Annotated in this window: 21 protein-coding genes; 2 read left to right on the forward strand and 19 right to left on the reverse strand. The window is 49.8% G+C overall.

Annotated elements, in window-relative coordinates; all coding sequences use genetic code 11:
* Positions 1-122 precede the first annotated feature (122 nt).
* Positions 123-401, forward strand: a complete 279-nt coding sequence (locus L336_RS01310; protein ID WP_015641410.1) for a hypothetical protein — start codon at positions 123-125, stop codon at positions 399-401.
* Here the strand turns inward: L336_RS01310 and sbcB are convergent.
* The 15 genes from sbcB to metG all read right to left on the reverse strand — a co-directional run bounded on the left by sbcB (position 398) and on the right by metG (position 18,106).
* The gene (gene sbcB / locus L336_RS01315; protein ID WP_015641411.1) at positions 398-1,813 is read right to left on the reverse strand and encodes an exodeoxyribonuclease I; all 1,416 of its coding nucleotides are present in this window, start codon (positions 1,811-1,813) and stop codon (positions 398-400) included. The two genes, L336_RS01310 and sbcB, sit on opposite strands and share 4 nt — an antisense overlap.
* 911 nt (positions 1,814-2,724) lie before the next feature.
* On the reverse strand, positions 2,725-4,017 hold the full coding sequence (gene obgE, locus L336_RS01320) for a GTPase ObgE (RefSeq protein WP_015641412.1): 1,293 nt from the start codon (positions 4,015-4,017) through the stop codon (positions 2,725-2,727).
* A 73-nt stretch (positions 4,018-4,090) separates the two neighbouring features.
* On the reverse strand, positions 4,091-5,275 hold the full coding sequence (locus L336_RS01325) for a LysM peptidoglycan-binding domain-containing protein (RefSeq protein WP_015641413.1): 1,185 nt from the start codon (positions 5,273-5,275) through the stop codon (positions 4,091-4,093).
* Between the two features lie 257 nt (positions 5,276-5,532).
* Positions 5,533-6,768 (reverse strand): endolytic transglycosylase MltG, encoded by a 1,236-nt coding sequence (mltG, locus tag L336_RS01330; RefSeq protein WP_015641414.1) that lies wholly within the window; start codon positions 6,766-6,768, stop codon positions 5,533-5,535.
* Complete coding sequence (gene ruvX / locus L336_RS01335) at positions 6,755-7,171, reverse strand: Holliday junction resolvase RuvX (RefSeq protein WP_015641415.1); 417 nt, start codon at positions 7,169-7,171, stop codon at positions 6,755-6,757. Before ruvX ends, mltG begins: the two co-directional genes overlap by 14 nt.
* Entirely contained in the window at positions 7,161-8,783 is a 1,623-nt protein-coding gene (locus L336_RS01340) for a baseplate J/gp47 family protein (RefSeq protein ID WP_015641416.1), read from the reverse strand. Before L336_RS01340 ends, ruvX begins: the two co-directional genes overlap by 11 nt.
* A 6-nt stretch (positions 8,784-8,789) precedes the next feature.
* A complete protein-coding gene (locus L336_RS01345) occupies positions 8,790-10,070 on the reverse strand; it encodes a cell division FtsA domain-containing protein (protein ID WP_015641417.1) in 1,281 nt (426 codons plus the stop codon).
* Between the two features lie 186 nt (positions 10,071-10,256).
* Positions 10,257-12,191, reverse strand: coding sequence for an alanine--tRNA ligase (locus L336_RS01350; RefSeq protein WP_015641418.1), 1,935 nt, complete (start codon positions 12,189-12,191; stop codon positions 10,257-10,259).
* Positions 12,192-12,219: 28 nt separating this feature from the next.
* Positions 12,220-13,260 (reverse strand): tRNA 2-thiouridine(34) synthase MnmA, encoded by a 1,041-nt coding sequence (gene mnmA / locus L336_RS01355; RefSeq protein ID WP_015641419.1) that lies wholly within the window; start codon positions 13,258-13,260, stop codon positions 12,220-12,222.
* On the reverse strand, positions 13,260-13,871 hold the full coding sequence (locus L336_RS01360; protein ID WP_015641420.1) for a YdcF family protein: 612 nt from the start codon (positions 13,869-13,871) through the stop codon (positions 13,260-13,262). The genes mnmA and L336_RS01360 overlap by 1 nt, the downstream gene beginning before the upstream one ends.
* Complete coding sequence (locus L336_RS01365) at positions 13,868-15,022, reverse strand: cysteine desulfurase family protein (protein ID WP_015641421.1); 1,155 nt, start codon at positions 15,020-15,022, stop codon at positions 13,868-13,870. The genes L336_RS01360 and L336_RS01365 overlap by 4 nt, the downstream gene beginning before the upstream one ends.
* Positions 15,023-15,030: 8 nt before the next feature.
* Positions 15,031-15,462, reverse strand: a complete 432-nt coding sequence (locus L336_RS01370) for a hypothetical protein (RefSeq protein WP_015641422.1) — start codon at positions 15,460-15,462, stop codon at positions 15,031-15,033.
* 9 nt (positions 15,463-15,471) lie between these two features.
* Entirely contained in the window at positions 15,472-15,852 is a 381-nt protein-coding gene (locus tag L336_RS01375) for a hypothetical protein (protein WP_015641423.1), read from the reverse strand.
* Complete coding sequence (locus L336_RS01380; protein WP_015641424.1) at positions 15,849-16,610, reverse strand: TatD family hydrolase; 762 nt, start codon at positions 16,608-16,610, stop codon at positions 15,849-15,851. Before L336_RS01380 ends, L336_RS01375 begins: the two co-directional genes overlap by 4 nt.
* The gene (metG, locus tag L336_RS01385) at positions 16,610-18,106 is read right to left on the reverse strand and encodes a methionine--tRNA ligase (RefSeq protein ID WP_015641425.1); all 1,497 of its coding nucleotides are present in this window, start codon (positions 18,104-18,106) and stop codon (positions 16,610-16,612) included. The genes L336_RS01380 and metG overlap by 1 nt, the downstream gene beginning before the upstream one ends.
* Before the next feature lie 83 nt (positions 18,107-18,189).
* On the opposite strand from metG, the gene L336_RS05525 reads away from it, so the two are divergent.
* The gene (locus L336_RS05525; RefSeq protein ID WP_160142754.1) at positions 18,190-18,714 is read left to right on the forward strand and encodes a prepilin-type N-terminal cleavage/methylation domain-containing protein; all 525 of its coding nucleotides are present in this window, start codon (positions 18,190-18,192) and stop codon (positions 18,712-18,714) included.
* Here L336_RS05525 and L336_RS01395 read toward each other — a convergent pair.
* The 4 genes from L336_RS01395 to L336_RS01410 are packed head-to-tail and all read right to left on the reverse strand — an operon-like array spanning position 18,711 to position 21,863.
* Positions 18,711-19,436, reverse strand: a complete 726-nt coding sequence (locus L336_RS01395; protein ID WP_015641427.1) for a polyphenol oxidase family protein — start codon at positions 19,434-19,436, stop codon at positions 18,711-18,713. The genes L336_RS05525 and L336_RS01395 overlap by 4 nt on opposite strands.
* Positions 19,433-19,813: a hypothetical protein gene (locus tag L336_RS01400; RefSeq protein WP_015641428.1), complete on the reverse strand. Its 381-nt coding sequence runs from the start codon at positions 19,811-19,813 to the stop codon at positions 19,433-19,435. Before L336_RS01400 ends, L336_RS01395 begins: the two co-directional genes overlap by 4 nt.
* Positions 19,810-20,577, reverse strand: a complete 768-nt coding sequence (gene rsmA / locus L336_RS01405) for a 16S rRNA (adenine(1518)-N(6)/adenine(1519)-N(6))-dimethyltransferase RsmA (protein WP_015641429.1) — start codon at positions 20,575-20,577, stop codon at positions 19,810-19,812. Before rsmA ends, L336_RS01400 begins: the two co-directional genes overlap by 4 nt.
* Positions 20,577-21,863: a phage tail tip lysozyme gene (locus tag L336_RS01410; RefSeq protein ID WP_015641430.1), complete on the reverse strand. Its 1,287-nt coding sequence runs from the start codon at positions 21,861-21,863 to the stop codon at positions 20,577-20,579. The genes rsmA and L336_RS01410 overlap by 1 nt, the downstream gene beginning before the upstream one ends.
* Positions 21,864-21,929: the final 66 nt, after the last annotated feature.

Below are 21,929 nucleotides of genomic sequence, written 5' to 3' on the forward strand. Positions count from 1 at the left end.
TGTACAGTAGTATGTCATTTTTTTCCAGACCTTAGGCGCTATCCGTAGTGTAGATAATGCTTATAGTTGCATTATTTTGACATATTTGCTACATTGTTTTTAATTAGAAGTTGTGAAATCCTATGAACAAACGTATTCTCCTACTCATTGCTGCCGCCATCGCCCTGATCGTCCTGACACAGGGTCCGGTCGCCGACGCCCTCCTTACCTTTATTGTCACCGGTATCGTACCGGGAACAGGCGTCGCACTGCCATTTTGGGCTATTGTGACGATGAGCACGATGCTCTCTTTGATAGCTGTCGTGATTCTCGTCGATGACATCGCACTCGATCGTCAGAAGTCAAAAGCATCCTCAAAACAGGCTACAAAAATGCCTCGTCGACGCTATAGCCATATTTAATCTTCGACTGGAATAATCGATTCGGCCCAAAGTTGCAACTCCTGCAGAATAAACTGACGAGATTCGTCGACTGATTTTGCAAGTCGATGATACGCAGTCATAAACTGTGGCAGTTGTGCACGGAGACGATTTGCTCGCCACTGTTCCCAATCGTTTGTCTCTGATTCACTGAGGGTGCGCGGATAGTTTCGCGCCTTGTAGTGCAACAGAAGCGGCGTCAACCTCTCATCATTAAAATCAGGGTGGAAATCAGCAAGTTCTGATTCGGCTGCATTTCGCACCGCCTCGACACGCAGACGGTCATGATCACCGAGAAAGCTATCATAAAGCTGGCCTTCGGGGTCGGGGCAAGCTTTATAGGCCGGTTTGCTCTCATAAAGTGAACGAATATTCTCAGCAAATTCCGGATGAGCAAGCAATAGTTTTTTGTGACGCTCTATCGTTTGGGCATCGAGTTCAATTTTTTTCCATCCGTCTCCCTGTTCGAGCACTCCAAGCGGCGCAACCGCAGGAGCGCGATTATACTGAAGTTCCTTAACAGGCAGTGCCACAAACTCTGGCTTTTGACGCTCCTCCCAGGAAGCAAAAAAGGCAGTGGTCCGCTGCTTGCCAGTCATGGTCATAAACGGTGTAGGATCGTGACGCAAATCATAGACCACTACATTGCCATTTGTGCCCGACGTCAAAGGAAAGGCCACCGTTGTCTTAGCATACGCCTTGTCATAGCGCCCGCTGGTATAGACAAATGGTTTTTTGTCGTCGAGATTGATGAGTTGTTGCACCGCCCGCTTATCGCGCATCTTTAAGAGATAGTCAAATAATTGTGGTTGGCTCGTCTTTATCAGCCGAGTAATGTCGATGAGAGCTACAACATCTGCCAAAGCATCGTGTGCGTTCTCGTGCACAATGTTATTCGCTTTTGTGAGTAGCTCCAGACGATTACTTGGCTCGCCCTTGTCGTCAGTTGGCCAAATGACACCCTCGGACCTCAGTGCGCGAGTCATACGCACCACATCGAGCATGTCCCAGCGGCTTCTGCCGTCCTGCCAACTCCAGCTATACGGGTCATGAAAGTTACGCCAGAGGAGATGGCGAATGAATTCATCGTCAAATCGAATGTTGTTGAAGCCAACCATGATCGTGTCAGGAGTCGCAATCTCCTCTGAAAACAGATTTGCAAACGCCGCCTCGCTATAGCCGTCACTGACGGTCTGCTGCGGTGTGATTCCCGTCACCATCAGCGCATCAGGACTCGGCAGGGTATCGTCACACAGCGTCACCAAGATATTGTAGGGTTCCCCGATGAGATTGAGATTAAGATCGGTTCGCTGCCCAGCAAACTGCATGATGCGGTCCTCACGCGGGTTTAACCCGCTCGTTTCGAGATCATAAAAGAAAAATGTCTGCGCCATACTGCTACTAGTGTATCAAAAAACACCCCTATAGGGTGCTATGAAGTGATAGGCCAAGCCGTATCAGAGAGGTGAGAGGTAGTGGTGGGGGTGCGAGATGCACCCCCACCACACCCCTGTCGGAAGACGGTGATCACCCGTGGCGATCCCTATCTTCCGCTATTCGGTTATTGCCCGCTTATACCGGTACGGGCCCCGGGTGCCGTTGTTCAGACGGCGGCTGTTTGCCTCTGCGGCGAGGGGGACGCGAGTCCTTGAGTGGGGTCATCCGTCGCGGAGGAGCGCTTTTCTTTGCTCCTCGTTCCTCTTGGATGCGTGCACTCTACCCTACTTTCAGCCGAAGTGGTCGAACTACTTGGTGTTGACCACCCCGGTACATCGGGTGTTACAACCGGAAGATCGGATCATCCGGGGGTCCTCCTTTCGGGGGGCGGGTCGAGGCCAGCAGACTGGGATCGGTACAGGGGTACCGATCTAGCCGAAGCCTGCGGTCGCGGAGCTAGGCTCCTTGACCACCGGCATTCGCCAACCCCATCGCTGGGTATTGGTGCGCGGCGTCGGGTGCGCGAGGCGGTCGCCGACCTGGAACATCCCGGTCAGGAGGCTGAATCCAATCATCCAAAGCATGAGAGGAGAAATCTCACCTCCTTTCTTTTGTAAAGTGGCTAGTATCTCTTCTCTGTGGGGCCCGAAGTGCCCCAGTTGCTCAGGGGTGATGGTAGAACCCGGGAGCTACCAAGCGACATCGGATTTCACCGATCTCGCCTCGTAGCTCCCGAGTACAATACAGAACAATTTCTCTGATACGACTTGGTAAATGGCGTCTGCACGAGGGGTTTCCTCACAGAACATGAATCATTATAGCACTTAGTTGAATAAATGTCAATATGTTTTTGTTTTATTTTGTAAGATTACTGCTCTACCAGGGTAAACTGAGGCGAATCGCCAATCTGAATCATGCTGTCGCCTCTCGCACCCATACGCGCCAATTCGTGGCCGATACCAAGTCGTTTCATGATATCACGGAGACGGTTGAGACTCTCGAATTGATCGTAATTGGTGCGGATAGCAAATTTTTCGATCTTTTCGCCGGTTACCCTATAAACACTGTTCTCGTCGTCATATTCCACTTTCCAGCGTGCAGACGCTGCGTGATCTGGGAGACTAATGACAACAGGTTGTTCAGGCTGATTCTCTTTTATTGGTTCATCGCTCTCACGGACTTGCTGGACTTTGACACGAAGTGCCCGTAAAACCTCAGTAATACCCTGGTGGGACTGAGAGGAAATCACAAAAATATCTGTCGAAGGAGAGACCACCGTGCAGAGCGTATCTCGTTGCATGGCAATCATTTCATCGTCCAGACCCTCGCACTTTGTCAGGGCTATTACCTCAGGTCGGTTTACAAGTTCCGGACTATAACGCTCCAGTTCGTTTCGAATTGTTGTATAGGCGGCTGCCACGTCATCACTGTAGGCATCGATGAGATGCAGCAATACCGCCGTCCGCTCAACATGACGCAGGAACGCATCGCCGAGACCTTTTCCTTCGCTTGCGCCCTCGATCAAGCCAGGGATATCTGCGATCAGAATGCTTGTACCATCACTATCTGCCACACCGAGATGGGGGGTCAAGGTCGTAAATGGGTAGTCGGCGATCTCAGGACGGGCATTGCTGACAACAGAGAGAAACGTCGATTTTCCTGCGTTTGGAAAGCCGACGAGGCCAACGTCTGCGAGTAGTTTTAGTTCAAGCTCAGCCACAAAACCTTCGCCCGGCTCACCAAGTTCAGCCATACGGGGAGTTTGGCGAGTCGATGATTTGAAGTGCGCGTTGCCAAAGCCACCCCCACCACCCTTAGCAATAATTGCCTCTTGGCCTGGATACGTCAGATCGGCGATTTCCACCCCCTCGCGCTTGACGAGCGTACCGACAGGCACCTTGACCAACAGATCAGTCCCCCATCGACCGGCCATTTTTTTCTTGCTACCATTGACGCCGTTTTCGGCCTTTAGCTCTGGCTTATAGCGAAAGTTAAGCAGGGTATTGAGCTGCTCTGTGGCAACAAAAACCACGTTACCACCTCGTCCCCCATCACCGCCATCTGGACCGCCCTTGTCAACATAAATCTCATGCCGAAAACTGACGGCACCATCGCCGCCTTTGCCTGCCTGTATTGTCACTGTTGCTGTATCGACAAACATATCTGTTACCAGTATAGCAAAACTGCCTCATTTTTGGCCGAGAGGCAGTTGTTTATTGTTTTGTTATTTAGCTCTAATGGATATATTTATACATACCGCTGGTTGCTTCACCCCAGGAGATTATACCAAATCCAACACGATTCCAGCCGCCGCCCCAGCGATACCCGTTCATCTCCGAGATCGAGATCGATACCCCAGGTACAATACTTTCGACAATTGCAACGTGTCCGTAGCCGCCGCCGTTTGCCATCACCGCTCCCGGAGTAGGATTGCCGTCGACCAGATAGCTCGACGAGGCCGCGCTAGCCCAGGTGTTAGCATTGCCCCACATGCCGCCGACCGGGTTACCCAGCTGTAAACGACGTTCATAGGCGTAAAAGGTACACTGACCTGTACCGTATCTGTTGCCAGGGGAAGTACCTGCAGTCCAGTAGTAGGCGGTACCATTTGCTTGACCACCGCTATAGGTGGCGTAATTGTAGTTATAGGTAACAGCGCGTCGTGGTGCAACGTAACCCGGCTGTTCTGTCGCCGGTAAATCACCACCGGGAATAAGAATACGTGAACCCACCACGGGAGTTCCGGTTACCTCAAGATCATTATAGGTGATAAGCAGCTGTTTATCTGCCTTGTACTTCGCGGCAATACTATCAACTGTATCCCCAGACTTAACAGTGTACAAAATACCGTCAGTTGGCGGAATAGTAAGCGTTTTTCCAGGGGCAACAGCATCTGAAGTAAGATTATTCGCCCATTTCACCGTCTGAGCCGAGATATTGTATCGCTGGGCAATGGTAGGAATTGTGTCACCTGTAATAGTTGTATACTGCTGAGGCGTGCGTCCGTCTGCTGTTGGCTGCACAATCTGTGGCTTGCTGATGGTATTGGTGTCAGTTTGAGCAAGCGTATTCTCGATCGACAGAGACTGAGAAAGGCTCAGCACATTGCCAGCAACCGGCAGCTCTGTTCTCTCTGCAATCGTCGCCCCTACACTTGTTGCCAACATAGAGTCGACCGTAGGCTGAGAAACATCATTGAGGGCGGTGTTGCCCGTCAAACCGCTTGTAGAAGCTAACGCCTGACGCTGTGGCGGCTGATACGTCATCGCTACAACAGATACGATAAGTAAAAACACTCCCAGATAAGCTGAGAGCGACGAAAGCGAAAACGGAAAACGAGATGACGAACGGCGTTTTTCAGTCCGCGTCGTATCAGATATCGGTGTAAGCACTCGGGCCTTGAATTGCTTCAGAGCCATTCGTTGATTACGAATAACGATTCTCCTGTGAAACCATTGCTGGAATCACGTCTACCCCACTCTGTCTTTCTCCTCTCGCAAGGGAGGACTGGCGCGCGCGTGTCGACCGATGTTATCAATTGATATTAGTAAAATCTTTGCTTATTTCGGCGGCCGTTCGACATTTAAAGGTAAGCAGTACCGTGTTATACATCCGTACACTGGACGATACGTGCTCCACCATTGTAGCAAGCCTGAGCATGATATGTCAAGGTCGCCTAAAGGGTGCTGCAGAGTTTTTGACAATGAGTTTGAATATTCGCTTCATGTTCAGATTGGGTTTTTGCAAAGTAAATTACGCCATCGTCTCCCGCCAGAAAGAAGAGGTCATCACCCTGTGCAGGGTCCGCCACTGCCTTTAGTGCGCCCAGTCCCGGTGACGCGATCGGTCCAGGAGGAAGTCCAGCGTGAATACGAGTATTATAGGGAGAATCGACATCAACGCTTGGTGGGATGCCTAACTTATCTGCCCCGTAGATAAACGTCACATCAGAGCCAAGTGTCATGCCAAGTTCCAAACGGCGATAAAACACCTGAGCGATACGTCGTTGGTTTTCTTGACAGGTTTTCAATGACGCCTCAGTAGTCTTATTTGAGCAACCAAGTTCCCGTTGAACAATTGACGCTAAGGTGATGGCTTGATAGAGCGTCAGACCGCGCGCTGTGTACTTATCGATCAATTTATTGGACTGGAGCTGGGAATATAATTCATCAAACGCAGTGCTAAGGACCGTCTCTGGCGAGGCATCTGTCGGCACATAATAGGTCTCTCCAAACACATAGCCCTCGAGTGAACTACCGGCCGGTTTACCTGCGAAAAGAGGCCCCTTTCTTGAAGCTTCAAGTGTCGCCGTTATCTGTTCGCGAGAAAAACCATATTTTATGAGCTGCGACGTAACATCTCTCCCGCTCGGACGGAATGTCGAAGCTGTGAGCGTTTCGCCTGGATAAAAGGTGATTACTTTGAAATCATTACACCCCTTTTGTAGCGTATCGACAATTTCCTGTACACTCTGGCGAGGAGCAAAGCGACAACTACCGGCCTTGAGTTCGCTACGTGTCAGCTTGATGTAGAGTGTGAACGCAAACTCATCGCGTATAAGATGCGCGCTTTTCAGCGTGCGAGCGATCTGTACCGAACTACTGCCCTGCTCAATCACAACCGATACGCGTCGGTCATCACTAGCGTCAACGGGTTTTAGTTGTTCATGGTACCAGGCATAGGATGCCCCCGCCGTTGCTACAATGAAGCTGGCTGCAACGAGCCAAAGCCATTTTAGGCTTTTGCGGGAAGGTGCTGGACTTGCCTTCTGGCGTACGGGTGCACCGACAGATGATGGTGGACGGGAAGCCGAAACCACCGGACGCGGTAATTGTGCTAGTGTTGGTTGAGTTGGTGCAGGTTGGGGAGTGGTAGGAGAAGGCTTGCGCACAGGTCGTTTAAATCCGTCCATACTGTTGCTCCAAATAATCTTGCAATATGAGGCTCGCCGCGAGAGCATCGATATCACCCTTTTGATAGGGTTTGCCACGTGATCTCACTATCTCTTCAGCTTTAACACTTGTCAACGACTCATCCTGAAAGATCACCTCTTTTCCTATCGATTCGATTTTTTTTGCAAATGCTTCAACACTCTTGGTCTGCTGCGTTGTCTCTCCTGATTGATTGCGTGGGTAGCCGACAATGATCGTACTCACTTTTTCTTGGTTGACGATACGTGTTATTTGCTCTAATTCGCTACCGTCGACCAAAAGTGTATCGTAGGCAATAGCAATACGAATGTTGCTCTGTGCGATCGCCACCCCTATGCGTTTCTCGCCGACATCGAGGGCAAGCAGGGTGGTGCTAGATGCCATTTACCTTAAACTCAACCTGTATACGCCTGGTGTCATTTGGGGCTTGGTTTACCCAAAACGGCGAAAACTTGATATCAGCACTCTCGATGCCGTTGACTGCCTGGACGCGCGATTGAATCTCACCGTATTTCCTGCCCTTTGCAAACTCTTTGATGGCGTTTTCATCAATTCTTGGGCCCACCTTACCATTCGTTGAGATAGATGCGGTGAAATTACCGTTATCGACCGCATTGACATTTGTGAGTGACAGCGCAGCAAGGCCATTGTCATATACTTTCTGGTCTGTTTTGCCATCGATTTGCTGTGCAAAATAGGCATCGAGATACTTTGTGGCCTCACTCTTGGAGATAGCGGTCAGAGAATATCCCACACTCCCAGCCAATGCACCCTTACCATCGGGAGCCTCGGCTCCGACAGCGGGACTCGCTTTTACCGCAGCAGCATCTGTTTTGAATGAACTTTCGACGATAATATAATCGCTCCCGAAGTCACTGACCAGTTGTTTCTTTGCTTCATCACCGGTCGAAGACTGTGTCACCTGACCCTGTACGGCATCGATATCGCTCTGCTGTACGGCAGTGACAGTTTTGTCGGTACCGCCAGAAGTAGCGCCACTAAAGGTAGCCGTCATCCCTGAACCCGATAGGCTGCCAGTGGCGGCATTGTACTTGGTGCCGCTTTCGGCAGCGGTCACACTACCCGTAGCGGTTCCGGCACAAGCAGTCGGGAAACATCCTGGACCAAAGGTGCTCGCAGGAACACTCACCGCTGTATCAGTAACAAAGATAAGCCCTCCCGTGCTGGTTAATTGTGTTCCAGCCGGGATGGTTGTTGCACTCAACGACTGATGCGAGAACTTAACGCTTCCTATGGCCTTATCACCGACGTCCTTCTTGCCTGTCGCTGTAAACGGTATCGAAATATCTTTTTTGAGAGTCTTGGTCTCGGCTTTTATGGTTCCGGCTTTTAGATCAGTGCCTGCTGTCGCCGTCAGTGTTACGCGGCTATTCAATGCCGTATCAGTAGTGCGAGCGGTGATAATAACACGCGCCGATGGAGCAAAGATGATCGCCCAGACCAAAAAAAGTATGAGTGCTGCGACGCAGCCAATGATAAGAAATAATTTTTTGCGAAATCTATCGAAATTTGGCACTTTTGAGGCTGACTGTCTGACGACTGGGGTATCCTCTTTTTCGTCACCATCGGGCAAGGTTGCGGCCACCGCTGCCGCGCCGACACCACCTGCGACAGGTGTTGCTGATGTTGGAGCTTTCTCAGATAGCACTTCAGTCCCATCGATGATATCCTCGCCATCGTCAATCTCAAGCACGGGTATCTCGGGCATTTCTGGCTTACTTTGGAGATTTTTTGCTACTGGGATACCGGCGTTGCTCGCGAGCGCTACCAGCGCCGCGTTATTGGAAATAATAACAAGATGTTTGCCTTCGTGTGTTGCCGCACGCTGAACGAGTTTGAGGTTGACTGCACTCTGAATCGCCCCCACTCTTTTTGGAGGAACAAGCGCGACAACCTTTTGTTTTGCCGCCTTTACTTTGCCGATGATGGCAGTAATATCATCTTCGACATCAATATAAAGTACGTCTTTTTGCATTCTAACCTATATTCGTAGCATCCGATTTAGCTTTTCTTTGAGCGAATCAGCGTTACTAGTGCCTATCATTGTATCATATCCGACCCTTAGCAGGCCCATGGCAGTGATATACGTGTGGTCGCTTGCCTTTGCTGTCATATCTGTGATTCCCGCTACTTCACTCGGGCGAATTCGTTGAACAGACGGACGCTTGGTAAAAGGTAGCTCCTTATACCACTGGCGCGTTTCGAGCGCTTTTACGAGCTGTTCAAGGCTCGCGCCGCCTCCACAGAGTAAAATGCGATTTGGCAGGTGGTCAATCGAATCAAACTCTCCAAGTGCTAATTCGACACCTGCCAGCCATACCTCAAGTGTTTTGTCGATGGCCTGCTCGACATCTTTTTTGACTGATTCTTTGACATGCTCGTTATCAATATTGACCTTTAGCTTTTCGGCCTGATCATAGGAAATATTCATATCACCAGCAATCGTATTGGTGAAACTACGGCCGCCGATTCCAAACATTTTTGTCCCCTCGACCCCGCCGTCGTTTACCACTGCGATATCGGTCGTTCCGCCACCAACATCTGCCAAGATAGCAGTAAATGAACTATTGGCATCGGTGCCCAGCACACTGCGACTAACGGCAAAGGGTTCAGCGGCCACCGCTATTAGTTCGAGCGCCAACTCATCAGCAACCCGTTCGAGTGCACCAATATGCACCATCGGAGCAAATGCGGTATATATCTGCACCGCTACATCTTTGCCCTGAAACCCAATCGGATTGCTCACTTTGTAACCATCAATATGAATACTGACAAGTGCCGAGTTGACTAACTTCACCTCGACATCGTCATTACCTGTCTCGAGTGCTATTTGCTTTTGGGCTTTTGCGGCAGCACGAGTTTGGACTTTTTCGATAATGAATTCCATTTCAGATTCGTCGAGCGGTCGATCTGGCTGAGGACGACGATAGCGAATTGTGTGTGTGACACCTTTGACTAGTTCGCCAGCGATACCGATCACAACATGCTTACCACGCACACCCGCCTCGGTCTCAGCTTCGGCAAGCGCTGCTTCGCAGTTTTTGACGACACCCGCAATATCTGCGATCGCCCCAGAGTGCATGTCCGCTAGCTCCTGGTGCATTCGCCCGACACCCATGATTTCAATTGCATCGCCCTTAACACGAGCGATGAGCGCCTTGACATATTCAGTACCGATGTCTAACCCAACAATGACGTCGTCCCCGGGTTTGGACTTCGTGGCGAATTTAGATAGTGTTTGCTTGAATGTATCAAGTACCATACTTTGATGATTATACAACGAAACTGCTTGTGCCAGCAAATTAGTGTTGCCCGGCTATCCCCACTTCCCCGCTCCAGACAACCGGCCCGCCGCTAACTGAATCAGCCTTCGCTCTTGGCGGGCCTTGGCCCATCAGGGCCAACTGTCTGTCGGGAGAGGTGGGGATAGCCAGATGATAATGGATTGTTATCTCAGCAAGGCTTTAATACGACGGATTCCGGCCGAACTAGCTTCTTCCTTAGTGATAACAAATACCTTGCCGTCTTCGCCGAGTTGACCAGTGTGATCAACGTGAGGACCACCACAGATTTCGATACTAAAGAGTTCGTCACCCTCGCCAGCCGAGTATACCTTGACAGTATCGCCATACTTGTCACCAAACGCACCAAGCGCCCCCCTTGCGAATGCTTCGTCAGTCGGGAGTTCCTGCCAGCTCATCGGTAAATCTTTTTTGATGACATCGTTGACGATATCCTCAACGCGTTTGATCTGTTCGGGCGTCATTTTTTCACTATGGCTAAAGTCAAAGCGTAGCCGCTCGGCGGTGATATTGCTACCACGTTGGACGACATGATCACCGAGTACCGTACGGAGTGCCTTGTACATCAGATGTGTCGCTGTATGGTATTTCTTGTGGATATCATCGTGTCCCTCAAGTCCACCTTTGAAGACGCCTTTTGCGGCGGTCTGACTGCGCTCACGCTGCTCTCGCATTTTGGCATCAAATTGCTGACGCCAATCTTCGGGCAGCGAGATTCCCTGCTTGTACGCTTCCTCAACAGAAAGCTCGACAGGAAACCCATAGGTGTCGTAGAGTGCAAACAGTTGCTCACCACCCATCCATTTGGCCATAGGCTGCGTTTCGTGAGGCGAATCATGTTCAAACGTTTTGTTAGCCTCTGCCATACGCTCGAGTTCCTTCAGCCCTTTACGAAGTGTTTGGCGAAATACCCTTTCTTCCTTTACGAGCACCGCTACCACTTCGTCACGACGTTCGGCGACCTCGGGAAAATCGTTATGATAAAGGTCGGCAATTACTGGTACTACTTCTTGCAAGAAATTTTGCTCGATGCCGAGGTCAAAGGAATGACGAATCGCCCGGCGCAGTAGCCGACGCATCACGTAGCCCTGCTCTTTATTACTTGGCACACAGCCATCGACAGCCAAGAACGTTGCCGAACGCAAATGATCGGCGATAACACGCATGCTCTCAGTGTGTGACTCATAGTTTTTACCGCTTAGTAACTGAAGTTTTTCGATGATCGGCCAGATGAGACTGATCTTGAACATATCAGGATTATTGATGGCCGCAGCCGCGAAACGTTCGAGCCCAGAACCGTGGTCGATATTTGGTTTGTCGAGTAACTCAAACTTGCCTTCAGCGACTTTTTTGTAGACCATGAAGACGTTGTTGCCGATCTCGATGAAACGACCACAGTCACAGTTCGGATGACAATGCTCCCCATAGCTCGTATCATGCTCGACAAAATCAAACTCATAAAACATTTCGCTGTCGGGGCCACAGGGATCGCCAACCGGTGTTTTGGCTTCGTTGCCATTTCGGCTCCACCAGTTTTTTGTCCCGTCGTAATAAAATATCCGTTCACCCTCGTGTATACCGCGCGCATAGCCATTTGCCTCAGAACCAATATCTGCGGTGCCGGTGGATAACCCCTTACCGCCAAAAAGTCGCGACCAGGTTTCGGCAGCTTCAGTGTCCTTCGGAATACCGAATTCGTCGTTACCGATGTAGCAAGTGATGTATATCTTGCTCAGGTCTAGCTTGACAACGTCGCTGATAAACTCAAACATCCACTCGATTTGCTGGGTCTTACCATAGTCACCCAAACTCCAGTTGCCGAGCATCTCAAAAAACGTCGTGTGGCGATTGTCCCCAATGTCATCGATATCTTGCGCTCGCAGACACGTCTGGCTGTCGGTAATCCGCACACCTTTAGGATGCGTCTCGCCGAGTAGATACGGAATCATCGGCTGCATACCACTGCCGGTAAAGAGTGTGGTGGGATCGCCACTGAGCACTAGTTGCGCACGCGGGACAACTGCGTGACCGCGCTCAGCAAAGAAATCCAAATAAGCATTTCGTATTTCTTGAGCATTCATATCTGTTATTGTAGCATGCCCCTGACATTTACCGCACCAGCCCACTTCCAAGACAGACTTCATCGTTATAGACAACAGCAGATTGGCCAGGGGTCACAGCACGCTGCGGCTCAGAGAGATCAAGCAGTACGGCATCGTCCTCCCCATGCTGTAGCGTAGCCTCGACTAGCTCGGCGCGGTGACGGACACGAACCTTGTATGTCCCTTCTAGCGGCATGCTATTGATCCAGTGAACATGGTCAAGGCTCAGTTGCGCCCTCCATAGCTCTTGGCTATTGAGATTGGTGCTGACATAGACCTCATTTTTTTCCATATTTTTCCCCACAACATAGTATGGTAGTCCGCCACCCACATCGAGTCCATGGCGCTGCCCCAATGTGTAGAAAATTGCCCCATCATGCTGTCCGATTGTCTTTTTTGTCTGCTCGTCAATAATCGGCCCAGCATGTGTCTCGACATACTGGCTCAAAAACTCCCGCATGCCGACGTTTCCGACGAAACACACCCCCATACTCTCAGCCTTTTTTGCCGTCCAAAGACCCCTCTGGGCCGCCATGTCTCGCACCTCGGATTTCAAAAAATCACCGAGGGGAAACAGTACTTTCTTGAGTGCGTCTCCAGATATTCGACCAAGGAAATAGGTTTGATCTTTGTCAGTATCTTTTGCACATTTCAACAGGCTATTTTCAACCCTTGCATAGTGCCCTGTAGCAATCATATCGGCGCCATCACCAAGCGCTGTCTCCAAAAAAAGCTTAAACTTCACTTCTTGATTGCACATGATATCTGGATTCGGTGTGCGACCGGCCTCATATTCATCGATCATATACTGCACAACTTTTTGGCGATACTCCTGTTCAAAATCGTAGACCTTGAAATCTATTCCTAACTGCACTGCCACTCGCTTGGCGTCAGCGAGATCATCTGCCCACGGACAACGTACCCCAGGCAAATCTTGCGTCCAGTTCTTCATATACACACCCGTGACATCGTAACCTTGCTCAACCAAAAGCGCTGCGACAACTGACGAGTCGACGCCACCACTCATACCCACATAGACACGGGTCATTAGCGCACTACTCCACCCGATGCAACAATCAGTATTTTTACTAGCTCGCTCAACGCCAAATACCAGCCCGTGGGCGTTAGCCACCACCAGGCTCCCCACTGGTTATCACTTGCTACCGGATGCGCGCGAAAGGTGATAGAGGGCGCCCGATGGCTAAACTCCATCACCGCACGTCGTTCATGATACGCAGAAGTCACAACAATTGCCGATGTAACGCGATACTTGTCGAAGATATTCTTTGTTTTTACAGCGTTTTGCTCTGTCGTCTCACTCTGGTCTTCAATAACGATACTATTTTCAGAGATACCGGCCCGAACGGCATGCTGCTGCATCACCTCGGCATTGCTGGGACCTGATTTGTCGGCCGCCGCGCCAGAAAAAATGATGAGAGGCGCCCAACCTGATTTATACAGAGCAATCGCCTCGTCGGCCCGTGCCAACGTATCACCACCACTTACCGCTACAATCGCGTCGGCTCTCTCACAACCCTTTGTCTCACTGGGTTTGTCCCCACAGGATTTCAAATCATTAGGACCAAGGTAGGCCGAAATACCAGCGACAAGCAAGAAATAGCCACCAACGATGCTAGAGATGATGATTATTTTTTTCATCGATCCATCCTCGTGCGCTCACTAAGAACAGCCCCGACAATATACTCAAGCGCTCGCTCACACCCTAGCTTGTCTGTACCCCTTCCCAACGTGATCCGTAAACTTCCATCAGCTACCGAAGGATCAAGTCCCAGTGCAATGAGCACATGAGACCGCGTTCCCTTATTTGCGGCACACGCACTCCCTGTCGCCACAAAAACTCCCTTAGCCTCTAGCAAAAAGACTATTCGTTCGGCGTCGATATTTGGAAACGAAATCGACAGATAGTTAGCGAGACGGTGACGTTGGTTACCAGAGATAACTGCATCGGGAAAGTTATGGGTGAGCCTAGATTGCATCATATCTCGCAACTCTCCCAATCGCACTACCTCTGATTTACGACCACCAACTGCCAATTCGAGGGCGAGCGCAAACCCAACCGTACCGGCAACTTGCTCAGTTCCGCTACGCAGCCCTCTTTCTTGACCGCCACCAACAATAAGCGGGTTCAGTCTGACATGACTATCGATCCACAACAGCCCAACTTGCTTGGGCCCATACAGTTTGGCGGCATTGAGCGTGAGCGCATCGACCCCGAGCCGTGCGACATTGATGTCACAAAGTCCGGCACCCTGCGATGCATCGCTGTGAAAATACAGTGGTGTCTGATTGCCGGTAGCGTGGCGCTCACGTTTTACCTCTTGTATCACCTCACTAATGTTGCGAAGCGGCTGAATGGTACCAATTTCGTTGTTTGCGAGTGAGATACTGACGAGCACCGTATCCTCGCGTATGGCAGCTCGCACATCTGCAGCCGCAACTCGTCCGGTCGAATCAACCGCCACCAGACTATGCTCGTGCAGACGAGCGGCGGCAAGGACAGCGATATGCTCGATAGCGGTCGTGACGACGTGCCCAGTCACTCCTGCAAACATGAGATTGATAGACTCTGTCGCACCAGCAGTCATGATAATATCACTGCCTTTTGCCCCAATACATTCGGCGATGCGCTGTTTTGCCGCTTCATAGTGGTGACGTACCTCTACGGCAGGCGCATACGGGCTAGAGGGGTTATAAAACTTGTCACCAAAAAAAGGCAGCATTGCTGCCATGACTCGTTCATCAACAGGGGTAGCTGCAGCGTAATCTAGATATACAGTATCACTATTCACTGATCGTATTATACCAGTTTGGCACCGGTATCAGGGTCAAAGCCGTAGATCTGGCGTGCAACCTGCTCATAATAAAGTTTGACGGCGAGCATAAAATGCTGCAGCTCATCACCATCGAGGTAGCTGTAGCGAGCGCCCTCTTGTACTTTAAATATTCCCTTGTCATGGACCTCATAGCGAATAGTGCTCGTTTGCAGTTTACGCTTTTCGTTGATCCACTCTTCGTGCCAAATCCAAGTTCGCTCATCGAGATTGAAGAACTCTCGGCGATGTCCCTCGGGGACTGCACCAAAAAGCTTCGAGCCTATTTCACTTTCAAGTCGTATGAGATCGCGCTCAGTTAGTGATTTTAGCGGACGATTCTTTGGGATATGTAACAGATCGGCTTGATCAGGATCACCTGTCAAGAGTGAGAGTGCTTTTTGGAGGATATTTCCCACAATGTTTCCTTATCCTAGCCGGTTAAGCCGAGCTACACCAAGATTGGCACCGATAGTTCGCACATAGGTTGCGTGAGGTGCTACACCGATGGTCTCTGGCCTACGAGGAGCCGTTTGGTGAAGCGGTGCCGTAGCGGCTACGAGACGCCCGGCAGCCGAACCAACTGTTCCGGTCAGGCGTGGTGCACCCTCGATACGTCCCTCATCAATATCTCTAGGATCAACAACACGCTCATGCGCAGCAGCGGCGCGCAGAGCTAGCTCAGTCAAGACCCCTACAGGAGGGAATTCAGCAGTTCGTGAGTCAGGGGGTTGGTCATGAGAAAATGGAGCCGTCCCGTCTGGAAAGGCTTCGTCTCTTGGTGTATACGGTGTCATTACATCTGTCATGTCATTTTCCCAAACACTCTCTCGGCGTTGTCAGTAGTTGCCTGCTCGACATCCTCGACGCGTACTCCTTTGAGGGCGGCTTGGTGTCTAGCAACCAGACCAACATACGCTGGTAAGTTCATTTTACCACGGAAAGGCTTTGGTGTCAAGAACGGAGCATCTGTCTCAAGGACTATTTTTTCGAGCGGCACCTCAGTATAGAGACGCTGTTGACTCTCTTCCTTTGTAAACGTACTGATGCCATTTATACCGACAAGCAGTCCCCGTTTTAGCCCTTGCTCAAGGTTGTGCTGCGTATCAGTAAAACTGTGCATAATACCTCTGATGCCGCTAAAGGAATCAAAAATAGGCCAGAAGTCATCGTAGGCATCTCGCACATGAAAACTGACTGGCAAGTTAAACTCCTGTGCTAAGGCCAATTGATCATGCAGTAGCTGTCGCTGCACGTCACGCGGGCTGTGTTCATAAAAATAATCAAGGCCGATCTCTCCAATAGCGACAATTTTTTTATGACCCTCTTCAAGAAGCTGGCGAATACCGGCAACGTCCTCATCTTTACCATCGTGAGGATGAATCCCGACAGCCGCATAACAGCCCTCATGTGTCTCGGCAAACGCGACTGCTTCCCGAGAACTACGCACGGTTGTCCCAATACAAAGCATCACAACACCAGCATCACGTGATTGCCGATAAACATCCTCTCTATTCTCTGGGTAGAACTCACTGTCGTGAATATGACAATGGGTATCGATCACCATTAGTTTGCCTTTGGTGCGCGGGGATCGGGGGTATGGAGATATAATTTGGGGAAAAGTGGCGAGGCTTGCTCAGATGGTACGACTCCTGATTCAAACAGATTTCGAATCGCATCAGCGGTAGCGGGCATGAAGGGCGTGAGCAAGTCGGCAATTTGTAGCAACGTACTCACGGCGTGTGCCAAAACTTCCTCTAGGTGACCAGCAGCCTCCGCATCCTTCTCGCGCTGCTTTGCAATTTCCCAGGGTTTGACGTGCTCAAGATATTGATTGAGTGAGCGCACCATCACCCATGTTTCATCAAATGCTTTGTTGAACTCGAGATCTTCGACAGCTTTGCGATAAGGTCCCATGTCGTGCTCAGCCCTCGGCGCATCCCCGATCACGCCTGCCTGGTATCGCGTAATCATCGCCGCAACGCGCTGAACCAAGTTACCAAGATCATTGCCCAACTCGGTGTTGTAGGCTGTCTCAAACTTTTCCCACGTAAAGTCACCGTCTTCTTGGGTCGGAATATGCCTCATAAAGTAATAGCGAAACGCATCAGTACCATACTGGGTAATTACTTCTGTCGGACTGACACCGTTCCCCAGTGATTTGCTCATTTTTGTCCCACCAACATTAACAAAACCATGTACCAATAATACTTTTGGCAGTGATAGCTCAAGGCCCATCAGCATTGCCGGCCATATGCCAGCATGAAAACGCAGGATATCCTTGCCGATAACCTGTAGATCGGCCGGCCAATACTCTTGCCACGCGGGATTATCTGGATAACCAAGCACCGTGATGTAATTTGACAGCGCGTCGAGCCACACATACATTACCTGTGTATCATCTCCGGGAACACTGACACCCCAGCTAAGATTTTTGCGCGGGCGAGATACCGAAACGTCCTGGAGACCATCTTTTATGAGTTCCAGGAACTCGTTTTTGCGGAACTCTGGTACGATCTTCATGCGCCCGGTTTCGATGACTTCTCGAATCTTGTCGGAGAATGCACCTGTCTTGAAATAGTAGTTTTCTTCACTAAGACGCTGATAGGGCGCCTGATGATCGGGGCAAGAGCCATTGTTTTCGGTTGCTTCTTTGTCGGTCACAAAGTTCTCACACCCCTGGCAATACCATCCCTCATACACGCCTTTATAGAGATAGCCCTTTTGCATCAGTTGTTGCCAGATGTACTGAACTGCCCCCTTATGATGACCGTCAGTGGTACGAATAAAATCAGTGTACTCAACATTAAGCGCCTTCATGAGTGATGCAAAATTGCCATACATGCTATCAACATAGGCTTGCGGCTCCATGTTATTTTCGGCCGCTTTGGCAGCGATTTTATTGCCGTGTTCATCTGTCCCTACCTGAAAACGAACGTCACGACCGTTCTGGCGCTGATAGCGAGCCCAGGAGTCTGCCAGTGAATAATCAAGCGCATGCCCAATATGGGGTGTTCCGTTGACATAGGGTATTGCTGTACAGACGTAGAGTTTTTTTGCCATTGCCTTTCATTATACCAGAGGTGCGTTGTTACTTTCTTTTTTTGGGTGTGGTGCTCGAGGCAATTGACGTTTATACTATGGATATGGCAAAAACCAAAAGCGGTTTTACGATTATTGAGCTGGTCATCGTCATTGTGATCATCGGTATTCTTGCTACTATCACCCTCGTTGCTTACAACGGTACTCAGGGGCGTGGCCGTGACGCAAAACGACGCACCGATATCAACAATATGGTCAAAGCACTCGAACTTTACTATGCAGATAACGGCACGTATCCTGTTCCTTCTGGCTCACCATCGCCGCTCGGATCTTCGTGGTACGCGTCAAGCGATAGTACTTGGAATACGTTTAAAACAACATTGACGACCATAGACAACTTGCCGAGTGACCCACGAAACGCTGGCTCACCACTCGCTGCCGGAGGATATGCATACGCATATTATTCGGGAAGTAACTGCGGCCATACCGCTGGTCAATGGTACCTGATCGTCTACCGCTATGAGGTGCAGACGAAAGAAAAATACAGTGGTGAGGGCACGTGTCCCTCGGGCGAATTAGGTGATACCTACTACGCAGGTGGCGCAAGCTACTACCGAGTGTTGCGTTAGTGAAGCACCGCAACAACCGCAAAGCGACCTGATGTATCGCCGCTGCTGTGCGAAAAATAGTTTCGATCAGTAGCCGTATTGACGGGTGATTCATAGATGTGACTTTCCTGAACACCCGCCTCAATTGCTCGCGCCCGGTTATATCCTTGCAAATCAAGATAGATGCCATCGGCCGTTTCATTAACAAACGGCCGCCATTCTGGGGCATCCTTGTACACAAAGTAGTCTAGCCAATAGTCGGAACGCTTGACGCTTGGTGCCATCCAGATTAATAGATTACGAACATCGCTTCCCTGTTTCTCAAAATAGCGAATTGTTTTTTGTAGTGTATTTGCGATCGAGGCATGACGACCAATATGAGCCACTGCTAGCGCACCCATCTGCGGATCGTAGATGACAGTGCCAATACAATCAGCTATCGGCAGAAATAGCCCCACTCCTTTTGACTGTGTGTAGAGGACGTCCGCGGATACACCCAGCGTATTCGGTGCATCAACCTGGCAAATAGTGTCATACGTATTCTCATCATCATAGCTAATTATCTGATAGACACACTGCCGATAGTCGATATTGACTTCTTTGCAGAACATCTGACGGTTTGTGACAATATCATTGGCGTGGCGATTGCCCTGTGTACGATCAAGCATTGTGCCATCCTGGCGCGATGAAACCGCTGCACAAACTTTCTCGGGAAAACAAGTTGGTTGATCCTGCGCGATCATTTCTTTTTTACAACTCCTCTTTTTGATAGAAAATCGTAACTGTATGGCCATATGATGTAGATGACATAGAAATAATACACGGCGAGCATAAAGATATATAACAGCTGCCACCACCACTTGTTTTGTACCCAATATTCTGAAGGGAAAGAAAATGAGAGGAGTAGGACGGTAATAGCCATAGCAATGATCAACCCATATGCCCAACCTAAAACCAAGATGTTGAACCACATCACAGCCTTCCGATCGTCGAACTCATATCTGGTATGAAGATGGGCGCGGTACTTTTTGAACCAGATATTGCGATTCATACTCATAAATGACCCGAAGAACTCATTTGAATTCGCAAGCAATTCCTTGTAGTTCATTGTCTGTGTCATACGCTATTCTTTGTTAGGCGAAGCCATTCTTCTATACTCAAATCTTGCGCGCGATTATTCGCATCAATCCCCGTCCGCTCCAAGAGCTTCTCGGCCTCAGGCGTAGAAATCGCAAGACCTGCGGCTATCGAATTACGAAGTTTTTTACGTTTTTCTCGAAACCCAGCTTTTACGATACGAAAGAATCTCTTTTGATCCTCTGCCTCAACGCGCGGCTGCTTCAGTGTCTCGAGGATCACAACCTGAGAATCAACTTTCGGTTCAGGGAAAAACAGTTCTCTTCTCACCACCTTACCAAGAGAAACATCGGCAAACACCTGCGTTGCAACCGCAAGCACGCTCATATCGCCAGGTTTTGCCGCCAAACGGCACGCTACTTCTTTTTGAACCAACAATACCGCGAGCGAGGGTCTATTAGGAGCGGTCATCAACTTTTCAACAATGCTGCTCGTAATATAGTAAGGGACATTTGCGACCACTTTGTAGCCTTTCGGAAGCTGGTTCAGATCAAATTGTAGGATGTCTTGGTGGATAACGGTGAGGTTTTTGCCAGGAAACTGCCCTGGCAGTTTGCGGGCTAGCTCGCTATCATATTCAACCGCAATCACCGCTTTTGCCCGCTTCAACAGTTCACTCGTTAATGTACCGAGACCAGGCCCAATCTCAAGAATGGTATCCTGCTCTGTTATGGCCGCTTCTTCAGCAATCAAGGAGAGTACCTGACGATCCTGGAGCCAGTGTTGTCCAAGAGATTTGTTAGGCATTAGTGACTCGCGAGAATATTGTAAGCAAATTGAATCCGACGATCTTCGACACAAATGCCACAGCGCTCGTATTGATTTTGGAACGTGATGGTTGCGCCCTCGACCGTGGTCTGAGCGCGAATGGCATTCAGCACCTTCGCGTATGGTTCACTCAATTCGTACCAGAGGTAGTCAAGTTGTGACTGAATTGTCATATAGCTATCGGGAAACATTGATCGAAGCCGAGACTGCCGTGAGCCAGTCCATTGAGCCAAGCCATCTCCGCTGGTCTGAAATCCGTGCTCCTGCATGAGATTGCCCATGATACCTGCGGTTTGCTCTCGAGTTAATCCCTTGCCCACCAGAAACTCCCACGTGATCTGTTCATTCTCACTTGGCGTAGTATACATTCCTTTGACGCCAATCACTTCGACTTGTTGAATAGGTTGCTTAGTGATAGTACTATTTATCTCTTTTCGAGCGACTTCGACTCCATTTTTTGTGCTAATTTCGTAGCTCACCGTACGCCGTCCAGGTTCGCCCTTTGTTTGGACTTCTTTGTATCCCCGTTCGTGATTGGCATCTCTGATTTGTTTGGTATCAAATGCAACATCCTCGTCAACCGTCACCGTCTGGGTGCCATCACGCCAAACTTTCACTGTCATACCGGTGGAGAGTGGCGTGTTTAAGCTAGGCGAGACACCATCTTTTTCGGTCAAAGTAATGCGCTTTTCGGTCAGCATAGCGGCGACCGTTGACGCCTGTGAATAGGCTGTTTCGGTTTTTCCATAAAACACAAAGGTGAAGGCTTTGGCACGCGTAATAGTCATCACTTCGGCAGTCCCATCAGTCATAACATTCTTCGATGCCGCCAACGAAACAGTATCTTCATCATGCAGTTGAATCGCTGCCTCTTTCGCTATCTGACGGGCAGTACGATACGCCGACACGACGCGTGTCTCCGTAGAACCGTCTCTAATAATAACCGGGCGAGCTCGATAGATATTTGCTTCGTACGAATTTGCAACAAGCTGTTCATCAAGCCGCGGCTCGGTTCGATCGCGTTGATCAACGCTGATACCAGCCTCTTTGAGAGCGTCTCGCAACGTTGTTGCTTTGGTGTAAAAGCCTTTTGTCTTGCCATCGTCATGAACCGTTATCACCCTTTCGCCAGAACCTGACAGCGAAGATGCAGCGTGAGCAGTTTTGAGCGCCAAAATAAGTCCAACAAAAATCGTCAACAGAGAGGCAATTGCCAAGAGAAGGATACGATGAGAGCGTGGTGTAGTAGTCAAAATTTGCTTCATAAATCCCGAACTCGCCTCACGAGCGCGTACCTCTCATTGTATCAAATCATTACCGCAAAGACTAGG

The organism is Candidatus Saccharimonas aalborgensis (assembly GCF_000392435.1).
Classification (GTDB): Bacteria; Patescibacteriota; Saccharimonadia; order Saccharimonadales; family Saccharimonadaceae; genus Saccharimonas; species Saccharimonas aalborgensis.